The organism is Pseudomonas sp., assembly GCF_050739935.1.
In the GTDB taxonomy this organism is placed as follows: Bacteria; Pseudomonadota; Gammaproteobacteria; order Pseudomonadales; family Pseudomonadaceae; genus Aquipseudomonas.
The window spans coordinates 1-13,804 of the sequence record NZ_JBOICF010000012.1; the positions used below are offsets into that span (position 1 = coordinate 1).

The following is a 13,804-nucleotide window of genomic DNA, read 5'->3' on the forward strand; positions in this document are numbered from 1 at the left end:
TCGTCATTGAAGTCACCCTTCACGTTGATCTTGGCCATCAAATCGGCGTGATCGCGGTTGAAGTAAGCAATCAGCGCTTGTTCGAAGCTGCCGACTTTGGCGATTTCAACGTCGGTCAGGAACCCACGCTCAGCGGCATACAGCGACAGCGACATGTCAGCGATCGACATTGGCGCATATTGCTTCTGCTTCATCAGCTCGGTAACGCGCTGACCATGTTCAAGTTGCTTACGGGTCGCTTCGTCCAGGTCAGAGGCGAACTGGGCGAATGCCGCCAGTTCACGGTACTGAGCCAGAGCGGTACGGATCCCACCAGACAGCTTCTTGATGATCTTGGTCTGAGCGGCACCACCCACACGGGATACCGAAACACCAGCGTTCACAGCCGGACGGATACCGGAGTTGAACATGGCCGATTCCAGGAAGATCTGACCGTCGGTGATGGAAATCACGTTGGTCGGAACGAACGCGGAAACGTCGCCAGCCTGAGTTTCGATGATCGGCAATGCGGTCAGCGAACCGGTTTTGCCGGTCACTGCGCCATTGGTGAACTTCTCTACGTACTCTTCCGAAACGCGGGATGCGCGCTCCAGCAGACGGGAGTGGAGATAGAACACGTCGCCTGGGTAAGCTTCACGTCCTGGTGGACGACGCAGCAGCAGGGAGATCTGGCGGTAAGCCACAGCCTGCTTGGACAGATCGTCATAAACGATCAGCGCGTCTTCACCGCGGTCGCGGAAGTATTCGCCCATGGTGCAACCGGCATAAGGAGCCAGGAACTGCAGCGCAGGAGACTCGGAAGCACTGGCAGCCACGATGATCGTGTTGGCCAGAGCGCCGTTTTCTTCCAGCTTGCGAACAACGTTGGCGATGGTCGATTGCTTCTGACCCACCGCTACGTATACGCAGAAGATGCCGCTGTCTTTCTGGTTGATGATCGCGTCGATCGCCAGAGCGGTTTTACCGATCTGACGGTCGCCGATGATCAGCTCGCGCTGGCCACGGCCGACAGGGATCATGGCATCGACAGCCTTGTAGCCAGTCTGTACAGGCTGGTCTACCGACTTACGCCAGATAACGCCCGGAGCAACTTTCTCGACCGCATCGGTCTCGGTGTTGTTCAGGGGGCCTTTGCCGTCGACAGGGTTACCCAGTGCGTCGACAACGCGACCCAGCAGTTCCTTACCAACCGGAACTTCCAGGATGCGGCCGGTGCACTTGGCACTCATGCCTTCAGCCAGCGATGTGTATGCGCCCAGCACCACCGCACCTACGGAGTCTTGCTCCAGGTTCAGTGCCATACCGTAGACGCCGCCCGGGAACTCGATCATTTCGCCGTACATAGCGTCGGCCAGACCGTGAATCCGCACGATACCGTCAGACACGCTGACGACAGTGCCTTCGTTGCGGGCTTGGGAGGCTACATCGAGCTTGTCGATGCGGCCCTTGATGATTTCACTTATTTCGGAAGGATTGAGTTGCTGCATTGCTCTGCTGCCCCTTCAAACTCAAGATTTCAATGCTTCGGCTAGTTGCGCGAGTTTGCCGCGAACTGAGCCATCGATAACCAGGTCGCCGGCGCGGATGATGACACCACCTATCAGGGCAGCATCCTCCGCAGCGTGCAGGCGCACTTCCCGGCCGAGCCGTGCACTGAGAACCTTGGCGAGTTTGTCTTGCTGTTCTTGGTTCAATGCGAAAGCACTGGTGACATCCACATCTACCGATTTTTCCTGCTCGGCCTTGTATAGCTCGAACAGTTCGGAGATCTCCGGCAGAAGCTGGAGACGGTCGTTTTCAGCAACGACGTGGATGAAATTCTGTGCCTTGGCATCGAACTTGTCGCCGCACACTTCAATAAAAGTGGCGGCCTTGTCTGCGCTCGTCAGTCGCGGGGCCTTGAGCATGCGCTGCATTGTGTCGTCTTGCGACACCGCAGCAGCCAGGCCGAGCATGGCTGACCAATTGGCCAGTTGCTGGTGGGCCTGGGCATGCTCGAAGGCTGCCTTAGCGTAAGGTCGGGCCAACGTGGTCAGTTCTGCCATGATCGCCCTCGCTTAAATTTCTGCAGCCAGTTTGTTAACCAGCTCCGCGTGCGCGTTTTGATCGATTGTGGCACCCAGGATCTTCTCTGCGCCGTTGACCGCCAAGCTACCCAGTTGGGCGCGCAGCGCGTCTTTGACACCATTCAGTTCCTGCTCGATCTCGGCCTGAGCCTGAGCCTTGATGCGGTCAGCATCGACACGGGCCTGTTCACGGGCTTCGTCGACAATCTGAGTACCGCGTTTCTTGGCTTGCTCAATGATTTCAGCTGCCTGAGCCTTTGCTTCGCGCAGTTGCTGACCCGCTTTATCTTGGGCCAGTTCCAGGTCGCGAGCTGCTCGGGTGGCAGCGTCCAGTCCATCCGCGATCTTCTTCTGACGTTCGTGCAAAGCCGCGATGACCGGAGGCCACACGAACTTCATGCAGAACAGCACAAAAATGAAGAACGCAACGGACTGGCCAATCAGGGTTGCATTAATGTTCACGCCAACACCTCGCTCGTTCGTTGTCCATCACACCAATCAACTCGAAAATTCGAGCGATTAGCCAGCGAGTTGACCAACGAAGGGGTTCGCAAAAGTGAAGAACAGAGCGATACCAACACCGATCATGGTTACGGCGTCGAGCAGACCAGCCACGATGAACATTTTAACTTGCAGCATTGGAACCATTTCTGGTTGACGCGCAGCGCCTTCCAGGAATTTACCGCCCAGCAGGCCGAAACCGATTGCAGTACCCAGTGCGCCCAGGCCGATCAGCAGTGCAACAGCGATAGCAGTTAGACCAACTACAGTTTCCATCTTTCCTCCCGACTTTTACGTCGTATTGGTTAGGTTTTTTAGATTAAAGCGGTAAAACAAAATCGTTTCTTGCATCAAGCCCTCGCGGGCGCCCCCTCACCGCAGTGAGGGGATCATCAGACACGCCAGGCGAGTCTTAATGGTTATCTTCGTGAGCCATCGACAGGTAAACGATGGTCAGCATCATGAAGATGAACGCTTGCAGGGTGATGATCAGGATGTGGAATACAGCCCACGCCCATTGCAGAACCACGCCCAGACCGCTCAGCCAGAGCAGGCCACTGCCGAACATGACGGCGATCAGGATGAACACCAGTTCGCCCGCATACATGTTGCCGAACAGACGCAAAGCCAGAGAAACCGGTTTGGCGATCAGAGTCACGAATTCAAGCAGGAAGTTCACAGGAATCAATAACGCCTGCACGAATACGTTCTTGCTACCGAACGGATGCAGGGTCAGCTCACCGATGAATCCGCCAATACCCTTGACCTTGATGCTGTAGAAAATGATCAGTGCGAAGACCGACAGCGCCATACCGATCGTTGCGTTAGGGTCGGTGGTCGACACCGCACGGAACGGAATGTGGTGGTCGCCAGAGATCATCACGGCCAGCTGGGGAATCCAGTCGACTGGCACCAAATCGACCGCGTTCATCAGGAATACCCAGACGAAAATGGTCAGCGCCAGTGGGGCTATGACCGCGCTGCGACCATGGAAGCTGTCTTTGACGCTGCCATCGACGAACTCGATCAGCACTTCAACGAAGTTCTGCAGTGCACCTGGCTGACCGGAGGTCGCTTTTTTAGCGGCCAGACGGAAAATCAGGACGAAGATCAGACCCAGCGCTACCGACCAGCCGAGAGTATCGAGGTGGAAAGCCCAAAAGCCCATTTCTTTTGCTTCTGCTGCGGAATGCGCGAAGCCCCAAGTGCCGTCAGGCAAATGACCGAAGGTCAAGTTTTGCAAGTGGTGCTGGATATAGCCCGAAGCTGTTTGCTCTGCCATGGTTGCCTCAAACGCCCTAAGGTCTCGAAAGTCTTGTTCTCATTAGCAGGGGTGCGAACCAGCTGACCAATTGGGTCAGCATGAACACGCCGAATACCGCCAGCGGGGCCAGCGGCTTCACACCTGCGAAGGTCAGTGCAAACAGCACTGCCGTAAAAATCAGTTTGCCCGCCTCGCCGGCATAGAACGACCGAACGATGGCTTGCGCAGCCCTGGCACCGGAATACCGGAACGCCTTATGGGCAAAATACAAATTGGGCAGCCAAGCTATCAGGCCTCCGCAAAGCCCTGAGTATCCAGCTACGACTCCATGCCACTGCCAAAGCGCCAAAGCAGACAGTAGCAGGACAATCAGTTGCGCCAGCAACACCGGGAAAACGGCCAGACGATGGAATGGCAGGCGGTTTGGCTTGCGTGTCTCCATCACATGGGCTCCTCGGATGCCAGCCGCCAAAATCAATAACTTGGCATAATTTGTGCCGACAAAATGCGCGCAGAGTATAGGGGCGGTTCAGCCCCTATTCAACTGCCGGGTAGTGATTTCCGACTACGCGCTACGCATCATTTGTTTCAGCGGATGTGGGCGAGGACACCTTGCAACTCGTCCAGTGAGTTATAGCGGATGACCAGCTGGCCTTTTCCCTTCTGACCATGGCGAATCTGCACTGCAGAGCCTAGCCGCTCGGCCAGACGCTGTTCGAGACGGGTGATATCCGGGTCAGCTTTGGCCGGGGCAATAGTCTCCTGTTTGCCACTCAACCACTGACGTACGAGCGCCTCAGTCTGGCGCACGGTGAGCCCGCGTGCGACAACGTGTCGCGCCCCTTCAACCTGCTGTTCTTCCGGCAGGCCAAGCAAAGCGCGGGCGTGACCCATTTCCAGATCGCCGTGCGACAGCATGGTCTTGATCACTTCAGGCAGCGCGATCAAGCGCAGCAGGTTGGCCACGCTGACCCGCGATTTACCCACAGCCTCCGCAACCTGTTGCTGGGTAAGCTGGAATTCCTGCTGCAAACGCTGCAGCGCGATTGCCTCTTCGATCGGGTTGAGGTCTTCGCGCTGAATATTCTCGATAAGCGCCATCGCAATGGCCGCCTCGTCCGGCACATCACGCACCATCGCCGGGATGGTTTCGATGCCGGCTTGCTGACTGGCGCGCCAGCGACGCTCGCCGGCAATGATCTCGTAACGGTTGTCGGCGATCGGACGCACCACGATCGGCTGCATGACGCCCTGCGCCTTGATCGAGTTGGCCAGTTCTTCCAGTGCCTGGGGGTCCATGTCCCGGCGCGGCTGGTATTTGCCACGCTGAATCAGGTCCAACGGTATGTGCTGCAGCTCACGCTGGTCGGCCTTGACGGCCTGTTCTTCCAGCGCACTGACGTTGGGACTGCTCAGAAGAGCGTCCAGCCCACGTCCGAGTCCTCGTTTCTTGACGGCCATGGGATTTCCTTAAGTGGGCTGGGCGGCGGCGCGAGAACTACCGCGACGTTGACGACGTACCATCTCGCCGGCCAGAGCCAGGTAAGCCAGGGCACCGCGAGAAGTCTTGTCATACGCGAGTGCTGGCATGCCGAAGCTCGGTGCCTCGGCGAGACGGATGTTGCGCGGGATCACGGTGTCGTACAACTGATCGCCGAAGTGCTCCTTGAGCTGCGCGGATACGTCATTGATCAGGCTCAGGCGCGGGTCGTACATGGTCCGCAGCAAGCCCTCGATTTTCAGCTGTGGATTAAGCAGTTCGGCGATGCGCTTGATGTTATCCACAAGGTCGCTCAACCCTTCGAGTGCGAAGTACTCGCACTGCATCGGAATAATCACGCCATCGGCGGCGACCAATGCGTTGAGCGTCAGCATCGACAGCGAAGGCGGACAGTCGATGAGAATGTAATCGTAGTTTTCGCGAATCGGCGCCAGCGCAGTGCGCAGGCGGGACTCTTTCATTTGCATTTCGAGCAGAACGACTTCAGCGGCGGTCAGGTCGCGGTTGGCCGGCAGCAGTTGATAGCCGCCGTGTTCCGAAAAATGCATGGCCTGGTTCAGGTCGCATTCATCGATAAGCAGATCGTAGACGGAGTGCTCCAGCGCGTGCTTATCCACACCGCTGCCCATGGTGGCATTGCCTTGAGGATCGAGGTCGATCAACAGCACCCGACGCTTGGTTGCGACCAGCGACGCTGCGAGGTTGATGCAGGTGGTGGTCTTACCCACACCCCCTTTTTGGTTCGCTATCGCGAATACCTTAGCCATTCTTGCGTGTGTTCCCTGTCATGCCGTGCGGCGCAGTATCAGCAGATGCCGTTGACCTTGGCAACCGGGTACGGCCAAGGCTTGCGCGCTTTCCAGATGAAAATCTGCGGGCAATGCTACCAGTTCGTCCGCAGGATGCAGACCTTTCATCGCCAGCCAGCGCGTTTTGCTGTCGCCCATGTGGCGAGTCCACTGGGTGAAGTCTTCAAGACTGCTGAATGCGCGAGAGATGATGCCGGTAAAAGGCACTTGCGGCCGGAACGCTTCAGCACGGCTGTGGATAACTTCCAGGTTATCGAGCTTGAGCTCGAGTTTGACCTGGGTCAGAAACCGGGTTTTTTTGCCGTTACTGTCCAGCACCGTAACTTTCATGTCCGGAAACAGGATCGCCAGTGGAATGCCTGGCATCCCGCCCCCGCTGCCCACGTCGAGCTGACGGTCGCCCTCGATGAAGGGCACCACGCTCAGACTGTCGAGCAAATGGCGCGAAACCATCTCGTCGGGATCGCGCACGGCGGTCAGGTTGTAGGCCTTGTTCCACTTGATGAGCAACGACAGATAACCCAATAGCTGGCTGTGCTGGGCTTCGGTCAGCTCGACTCCCAGTTCCCGAGCGCCCAGGGTCAATTCTTCGGCGTGCTGCGGGGTGACCATAGAACTCAAGCGCTTTGCTCCAACTGACGGCCCGCGCCGCGTTTTTTCAAATGAATCATCAACAACGAGATGGCTGCCGGAGTAACGCCTGGAATTCGCGAAGCCTGGCCAAGGGTCTCAGGACGAGTTATCCCCAGCTTGCTTTGAATCTCTTTCGACAGACCCGAGATGCCGGTGTAGTCGATGTCCTGCGGCAACTTGGTATCTTCGCTGGCACGCAGGCGCGCAATCTCGTCTTGCTGACGGTCGATGTAGCCCGCGTATTTGGTTTTGATCTCGACCTGCTCGGCGACCTGTGGATCAATCGAACCGTTGCCGGTCAGCGCAACAAGACTTGCGTAGTCCACTTCCGGACGACTCAGCAAATTGAGCAGATTGTATTCATGGGTCAGCGGCGTGCCGAAATGCGCCGAGACGGCATCGCCGTGTTCGGTTCCCGGACGAATCCAGGTGGATTTCAGACGCTGCTCTTCCAGCTCGATGCCTTCACGCTTGGCACAGAAAGCGGCCCAGCGCGCGTCATCGACCAGACCCAGTTCGCGGCCTTTTTCGGTCAGGCGCAGGTCGGCGTTGTCTTCGCGCAGGATCAAGCGATATTCGGCGCGGGAGGTGAACATCCGATACGGTTCCTGAGTACCGAGCGTAATCAGGTCATCCACCAATACACCGATGTACGCCTCGTCACGGCGCGGGCACCAGCTTTCCTTGCCCTGGGCGCGAAGGGCAGCGTTTGCACCGGCGAGCAAACCTTGGGCGCCGGCTTCTTCGTAACCGGTGGTGCCATTGATTTGCCCAGCGAAGAACAGCCCGCCGATGACCTTGGTTTCCAGGCTGTATTTCAAGTCACGAGGATCGAAATAGTCATATTCGATGGCATATCCGGGACGCACGATATGAGCGTTTTCCATACCGCGAATCGAACGCACGATCTGCAACTGCACATCGAACGGCAGCGAAGTCGAAATACCGTTCGGGTACAACTCGTGGGTGGTCAGGCCTTCGGGCTCGATGAAGACCTGATGGCTTTCCTTGTCGGCAAAGCGATGAATCTTGTCTTCGATCGATGGGCAATAGCGTGGACCGACCCCTTCAATTTCACCCGCAGCGGAATACATCGGCGACCGGTCGAGGTTGGCGCCGATGATTTCGTGTGTGCGTGCGTTGGTGTGGGTGATCCAGCAGCTCACCTGACGAGGATGCTGTTCTTTCGAACCCAGGAACGACATGACCGGAATCGGCGTGTCGCCAGGCTGCTCTGTCATCAGCGAAAAATCGACCGAACGGCCATCGATACGCGGTGGCGTACCTGTTTTCAGGCGACCGACACGCAGAGGCAGTTCACGCAGGCGACGGGCCAGCGCAATGGACGGCGGATCACCTGCACGACCGCCGGAATAATTCTGCAAACCTATGTGGATAAGTCCACCGAGGAAGGTACCCGTGGTCAACACCACCGAATCGGCCATGAAACGCAAGCCCATCTGAGTCACAACGCCGCGCACCTGATCCTGCTCGACGATCAGGTCATCGCAGGATTGCTGAAATATCCACAGGTTCGGCTGGTTCTCGATGATTTCCCGGACGGCTGCCTTATACAGAATGCGGTCCGCCTGGGCGCGTGTTGCACGAACTGCAGGGCCTTTGCGGCTGTTCAGTACGCGGAATTGAATCCCGCCCAAGTCGGTCGCGGTGGCCATTGCACCGCCGAGCGCATCGATCTCTTTGACCAGATGGCTTTTACCAATACCGCCAATTGCAGGGTTGCAACTCATTTGGCCGAGGGTTTCCACGTTATGCGTGAGCAGCAGGGTTTTCGCACCCATGCGTGCAGACGCCAGTGCTGCCTCGGTACCGGCATGACCGCCGCCGATGACGATCACTTCAAAACGGGAAGGGAAATCCACCACGCACCTCGTGCCTGTTAATGGGGGGAATAGGAAATTGGCGGCAAGTATAGGGACTTCACCCCCCTGAAAGGAACCTTTTGCGCAAAATTTAACCAACTGTGGATGAGTGGCGGTTAAAGAAATTAAAAAGAAAGAAATTTATAAAATCTTTGTTTTTATGTTTATGTTTAGAGGAGCACCTTTCTGTGGACAGATTCACACAGCCCTTTATCTACATGGTGTATAGGGATTTAAAAGGCTGTGGTCAGGTGCACAGGAGGCCATTGGATAACGTGTTTAAGCCTGTGGATTAAATCGAATGTTATCCACAGAGCCGATTATCCTCAGGCGAGAAGCCTACTTATCAACTGTGCTGAACTTCGGTTATACACAGAGCTTACGGTGATGCTTTCCGCCCGGAGACTGGTCAAACCGCACGCGCGGAGATGCCGTCGGACACTTCGCGAGACCTAACAGGGCAAAAAAAGAGGGGAGAGACAGACAGGTCGGGGGAGAATGGCCTGTCTGTGGGCAACCAGAACGGCTATTTACCGATGCAGAAGCTCGAAAAAATGCGCCCCAGCAAATCGTCGGAGCTGAAAGCGCCGGTGATTTCACCGAGAAATTGCTGAGCCAGGCGCAGGTCTTCGGCAAGCAGCTCGCCGGCACCGGCTAGCGTCAACTGCGCGCGACCATGTTCCAGAGAAGCGCTGGCCTTGTGCAGCGCTTCCAAGTGACGCCGGCGGGCGCTGAAGCTGCTTTCGGAAGTCTGTTGATAACCCATGCAGGCTTTCAGGTGTTCACGCAGCAGTTCGAGCCCTTCGCCACCGGCCTTGGCACTCAGGTTGATAGTGACGTGGCCATCGGCGCTTACCTCTAATCCTGTCGGATCACCGCTGATGTCAGTCTTGTTTCGAATCAGCGTGACGTGAGCAGGCTCAGGACGCTCTTTCAGAAATTCAGGCCATAGCGCGAATGGGTCTGCTGCTTCCGGAGCTGTCGCATCGACTACCAGCAGGATTCGATCCGCCTCGCCAATGGCCTTAAGTGCGCGCTCGACCCCTATTCTCTCGACCTGATCTTCGGTATCGCGCAGCCCGGCTGTATCCACAACGTGAAGCGGCATGCCGTCGATGTGGATATGTTCACGAAGCACGTCGCGGGTGGTGCCAGCAATTTCCGTCACAATTGCTGCTTCCCGACCTGCCAGCGCATTGAGCAGACTCGACTTGCCAGCGTTGGGACGTCCAGCGATTACCACCGTCATGCCGTCGCGCAATAGCGCCCCCTGATTGGCCTCACGTAGGACTGTGGACAACTCCTTGCGCACGTTATCGAGCATGCTCAACACATGGCCGTCGGCAAGAAAGTCGATTTCTTCCTCAGGAAAGTCGATTGCTGCCTCCACGTAGATCCGCAACTTGATCAGCTTTTCGGTCAGATTGTGCACGCGCTGTGAAAACGCACCCTGCAGCGAGCGCAATGCGTTACGCGCAGCCTGTGCAGAACTGGCTTCGATCAAGTCAGCGATGGCTTCGGCCTGAGCCAGATCCAGTTTGTCGTTGAGGAAAGCGCGCTCGCTGAATTCACCCGGCCGAGCCAGACGACTGCCGAGTTGTACACAGCGCTGAAGCAGCATATCGAGCACGATCGGGCCGCCGTGTCCCTGAAGTTCCAGTACGTCTTCGCCGGTGAAAGAATTCGGTCCGGGGAAATACAGAGCAATTCCCTCATCGATGACTTGCGCGTTTTCATCCTGAAACGGACCGTAGTAGGCGTGCCGGGGCTGTGGAAGTTTACCGAGAATCGCCTGCGCGGCTGCTTCGGCCAAGGGGCCCGAGATACGCACAATGCCCACGCCTCCCCGGCCTTGTGCGGTGGCGATGGCAGCGATGGTTTCACGAGGGACGTTCATGGTCCGGCTCCTGAATAAATGACGGATAGCAAAACGCCCCACGAGGGGGCGTTCTGAATTACTTATTCACAGGGTAGATCAAGCTGCGGCTTTCTTGGCCTTCGCCTCGATGCTGCGAGTGATATACCACTGTTGAGTGATGGACAGGGTGTTGTTCACTACCCAGTACAGCACCAGACCAGCCGGGAACCACAGGAAGAAGAAGGTAAAGATGATGGGCATCAACTTCATGACCTTAGCTTGCATCGGATCCGGCGGTGTAGGGTTAAGACGCTGCTGGATGAACATGGTTGCGCCCATGATGATCGGCAGGATGAAGAACGGATCCTTGATCGACAGGTCGGTTATCCACAATAGCCATGGCGCTTGGCGCATCTCGACGCTTTCCAGCAGTACCCAATAGAGCGACAGGAACACCGGCATCTGAACAAGAATCGGCAAGCATCCACCCAGCGGGTTGATCTTCTCTTTCTTGTACAGCTCCATCATCGACTGCGAAAGTTTCTGACGGTCGTCGCCATGTTGCTCTTTCAGAGCTGCCAGACGTGGGGCAACGGCACGCATACGGGCCATCGACTTGTAGCTGGCGGCCGACAGAGGAAAGAAAAGCCCCTTGATCAGCATGGTCAGGAAGATGATCGACCAGCCCCAGTTACCCACAATGCTGTGGATATGTTGCAGCAGCCAGAAAATCGGCTGGGCAATGAACCAGAGAATGCCGTAGTCCACGGTCAGTTCGAGACCTGGGGACAACTCTTTCAGCACGGCCTGGCTTTTCGGACCGGCATAAAGCGTGGTGGTCGTCTCAGCCTTGGTACCCGGTGCGACAGTCACTGCCGGACCCGTGAAACCGATGATGTAGTTACCGGCACTGTCCTTGCGGGTGGTTACGGTGTTGCTGTCAGCCTTGTTCGGGATCCATGCGGTCACGAAATAGTGCTGCAGCCAGGCTACCCAACCGCCTTGGACGGTGTCTTTGACCGAGCCTTTGTCGATGTCCTTCATCGAAACCTTTTTATAAGGCTCCGAAGGTGTCCACATGGCCGCGCCCAGATATGTGGCGGTGCCGGTTGCGGTTGTCGACGATGGATCCGCACTCGCGTCGCGTTTCAGCTGCGCGAACAGGTTGCCATTCCACGGCTGAGCGCTCTGGTTATCGATCAGATAGCTGACGGTCAGGTCATACAGGCCGCGCTTGAAGGTGAAGCGCTTGATGTAGTTGACTCCAGCGTCGCTGAATTTCAGATCCACAACCAGGTCGTTCTGCCCGTCGGCCAGTTGATAACTTTTCTGTGCGGAGATGTAAACCGGACGCCCCGTTGCCCGTGCATCAGGACCATTGGCGCCAGTCAGACCGCTTTGTGCGAGAAAAGTACGCTCGCCACCATTGTCGAACAGCTGGAATGGAATCTCGGGATGGTCCTGACGACGTGGATAAAGTGGCAAGCGAAGCTGCACCACATCACCACCTACCGGGTCGATTTCCAGGTTCAATACGTCGGTTTTCACCTGAATCAAGTCTTTGCTGACCGCTACCGGGGTTTCGGTAGGCGCAGAGACTTCACCTGTTGCACTCGGCACGTCTGCGTTGGCGGCAGTTGTCCCTTGTGGGGTGTCAGGGAGAGTGGATGTATTGGTGTTGGCGGCAACATTCTGAGTCGGCAGGGCAGCCTGACCATAGTCCTGGTTCCATTTCAGGACACCGACATAGGTCACGATTGCCAGGGCGACGATCAGGATCGTGCGTTTAATATCCATGATTACTCGGCCATCGAAGAGGAACGGGAGGTGGGAGCTGGTGGAACCGGGTCGAAACCACCGGGATTCCACGGATGACAGCGACCTAAGCGGCGTAAGGTCAGCCAGCCACCGCGTACCAGGCCATGATTTTCAATGGCTTCGTACGCATAGCAGGAGCAACTGGGGTAGAAACGACAGTGACTGGCCATCAGAGGACTAATGGCGTAGCGGTAAAACTGGATCGAAGCGAGCGCCAGTTTACGCATCAGGACTGTCTACCCCCGCAGTTTCGGTTTTGACTTCTGAAGTTGGCCGGCTGCGCGCCAGACGTTTCCAGAGCTTGCCGAAATGCTGAATCAATTCGGGGTTTTCAATGTCACCCAAGCCTTTTCGCGCGACGACCACGATATCCCATCCAACCAGGTTGTCCTGGTGAAGACGAAACGATTCGCGCATCAGGCGTTTCAAGCGATTGCGCTCGACGGAGAGCTTGACGCTCTTCTTACCGATCACCAAACCCAAACGGGCGTGATCAAGGTCGTTGTTGCGCACAAGGAGCAGGAGATTTTTCCCCGGAACCTTGCCGGCGGGGGAGTCAAAGACTGCCTTGAAATGCCGGGGTGTCAGCAAACGCTTTTCCCGACTGAAGTCCTGACTCACCACCTGTGCCGATTAATCAAACTGCCAGACGCTTACGGCCTTTGGCGCGACGACGCGACAGAACCGCACGGCCGTTTTTGGTAGCCATACGAGCACGGAAACCGTGGGTGCGGGCGCGCTTGATGGTGCTCGGTTGGAAAGTACGTTTCATGGTGTGTTACCTGGTTCGTCCACAACGGGCCGGAATGACCCCGTTTTAAGAGAGCGGGGATTCTAGAGAAAGCAAGCTCGCAGGTCAATTTCCAACCAGCGTTTCGTGCATTTACTTCTTATAGGGTTTTCATGCCCCTCCCGGCCCTACCCCGATTCCGGATGTCGAAGCTTAGACATAGAAATAAAGAAGGAAAGTATTTAAAGCTTTTCTGTAGAGCTTATAAAAGCTAGGCCAGTCACTGTCTGTGGATAACCTTCTGCAGCCCAATAACGGTAAGCTGTACAGCGAATTTAAGGTCTGTCGAAAAGCGGTGCTCCTCCTGTGCTGCGGGCGAGGAAAACCTGTGCATGGAAGTCCATCTTATCCACAGCCTGATTGTCCACAGATTTCCGGCCCGAGTTATGCAATGAGGTCAGCCATGGTTATCCACAGAGCTTATGCACATGCCATCGGTCGGCTTTTATCGCGATAAGATCTTGATTTTGAGCTGTCTGTCGGCATCCCACGTGTGGATAAGTCTGCTGCGGCTGGTTACAATGGGCGCTTGTTTTTGCCTCACCGGCTTTCGAAACTTAGGGGATATCCGTGTCAGTGGAACTTTGGCAGCAGTGCGTGGAGCTTTTGCGCGATGAGCTGCCTGCCCAGCAATTCAACACCTGGATCCGTCCGCTACAGGTCGAAGCCGAAGGCGACGAG

General features: G+C 56.5%; 16 protein-coding genes. 1 reads left to right on the forward strand and 15 read right to left on the reverse strand.

Annotated elements, in window-relative coordinates:
* The 15 genes from atpA to rpmH all read right to left on the reverse strand — a co-directional run.
* Positions 1-1,487: F0F1 ATP synthase subunit alpha (gene atpA, locus ACRER8_RS01250; RefSeq protein WP_431744556.1), on the reverse strand; the 1,487-nt coding region annotated here is incomplete at its 3' end.
* Between the two features lie 21 nt (positions 1,488-1,508).
* On the reverse strand, positions 1,509-2,045 hold the full coding sequence (locus ACRER8_RS01255) for a F0F1 ATP synthase subunit delta (RefSeq protein ID WP_037016920.1): 537 nt from the start codon (positions 2,043-2,045) through the stop codon (positions 1,509-1,511).
* Between the two features lie 12 nt (positions 2,046-2,057).
* Entirely contained in the window at positions 2,058-2,528 is a 471-nt protein-coding gene (locus ACRER8_RS01260; protein ID WP_062386210.1) for a F0F1 ATP synthase subunit B, read from the reverse strand.
* 57 nt (positions 2,529-2,585) lie between these two features.
* Positions 2,586-2,843, reverse strand: coding sequence for a F0F1 ATP synthase subunit C (gene atpE / locus ACRER8_RS01265; protein WP_002555987.1), 258 nt, complete (start codon positions 2,841-2,843; stop codon positions 2,586-2,588).
* 136 nt (positions 2,844-2,979) lie between these two features.
* Entirely contained in the window at positions 2,980-3,849 is an 870-nt protein-coding gene (gene atpB, locus ACRER8_RS01270) for a F0F1 ATP synthase subunit A (protein WP_110951683.1), read from the reverse strand.
* Positions 3,850-3,865: 16 nt separating this feature from the next.
* Positions 3,866-4,273: a F0F1 ATP synthase subunit I gene (locus ACRER8_RS01275; protein ID WP_431744557.1), complete on the reverse strand. Its 408-nt coding sequence runs from the start codon at positions 4,271-4,273 to the stop codon at positions 3,866-3,868.
* 146 nt (positions 4,274-4,419) lie between these two features.
* A complete protein-coding gene (locus ACRER8_RS01280) occupies positions 4,420-5,292 on the reverse strand; it encodes a ParB/RepB/Spo0J family partition protein (RefSeq protein WP_431744558.1) in 873 nt (290 codons plus the stop codon).
* A gap of 9 nt (positions 5,293-5,301) precedes the next feature.
* Positions 5,302-6,099 (reverse strand): ParA family protein, encoded by a 798-nt coding sequence (locus ACRER8_RS01285; RefSeq protein ID WP_431744559.1) that lies wholly within the window; start codon positions 6,097-6,099, stop codon positions 5,302-5,304.
* An 18-nt stretch (positions 6,100-6,117) separates the two neighbouring features.
* Positions 6,118-6,753, reverse strand: coding sequence for a 16S rRNA (guanine(527)-N(7))-methyltransferase RsmG (rsmG, locus tag ACRER8_RS01290; protein ID WP_431744564.1), 636 nt, complete (start codon positions 6,751-6,753; stop codon positions 6,118-6,120).
* Between the two features lie 5 nt (positions 6,754-6,758).
* Positions 6,759-8,657 (reverse strand): tRNA uridine-5-carboxymethylaminomethyl(34) synthesis enzyme MnmG, encoded by a 1,899-nt coding sequence (gene mnmG / locus ACRER8_RS01295; protein ID WP_431744560.1) that lies wholly within the window; start codon positions 8,655-8,657, stop codon positions 6,759-6,761.
* A gap of 526 nt (positions 8,658-9,183) precedes the next feature.
* Entirely contained in the window at positions 9,184-10,554 is a 1,371-nt protein-coding gene (gene mnmE, locus ACRER8_RS01300) for a tRNA uridine-5-carboxymethylaminomethyl(34) synthesis GTPase MnmE (protein WP_431744561.1), read from the reverse strand.
* A gap of 78 nt (positions 10,555-10,632) precedes the next feature.
* A complete protein-coding gene (yidC, locus tag ACRER8_RS01305; protein ID WP_431744562.1) occupies positions 10,633-12,312 on the reverse strand; it encodes a membrane protein insertase YidC in 1,680 nt (559 codons plus the stop codon).
* Positions 12,313-12,314: 2 nt separating this feature from the next.
* Positions 12,315-12,560 carry a membrane protein insertion efficiency factor YidD gene (gene yidD, locus ACRER8_RS01310; RefSeq protein WP_431744563.1) on the reverse strand — a complete coding sequence of 82 codons (246 nt, stop codon included), beginning with the start codon at positions 12,558-12,560 and terminating at the stop codon, positions 12,315-12,317.
* On the reverse strand, positions 12,553-12,954 hold the full coding sequence (rnpA, locus tag ACRER8_RS01315; RefSeq protein ID WP_110951692.1) for a ribonuclease P protein component: 402 nt from the start codon (positions 12,952-12,954) through the stop codon (positions 12,553-12,555). The genes yidD and rnpA overlap by 8 nt, the downstream gene beginning before the upstream one ends.
* Before the next feature lie 16 nt (positions 12,955-12,970).
* Positions 12,971-13,105, reverse strand: coding sequence for a 50S ribosomal protein L34 (rpmH, locus tag ACRER8_RS01320; RefSeq protein WP_002551315.1), 135 nt, complete (start codon positions 13,103-13,105; stop codon positions 12,971-12,973).
* A 588-nt stretch (positions 13,106-13,693) separates the two neighbouring features.
* Here rpmH and ACRER8_RS01325 point away from each other — a divergent pair.
* Positions 13,694-13,804, forward strand: a 111-nt coding sequence (locus ACRER8_RS01325; protein ID WP_431744565.1) for a DnaA N-terminal domain-containing protein, incomplete at its 3' end; no start/stop codon positions are given.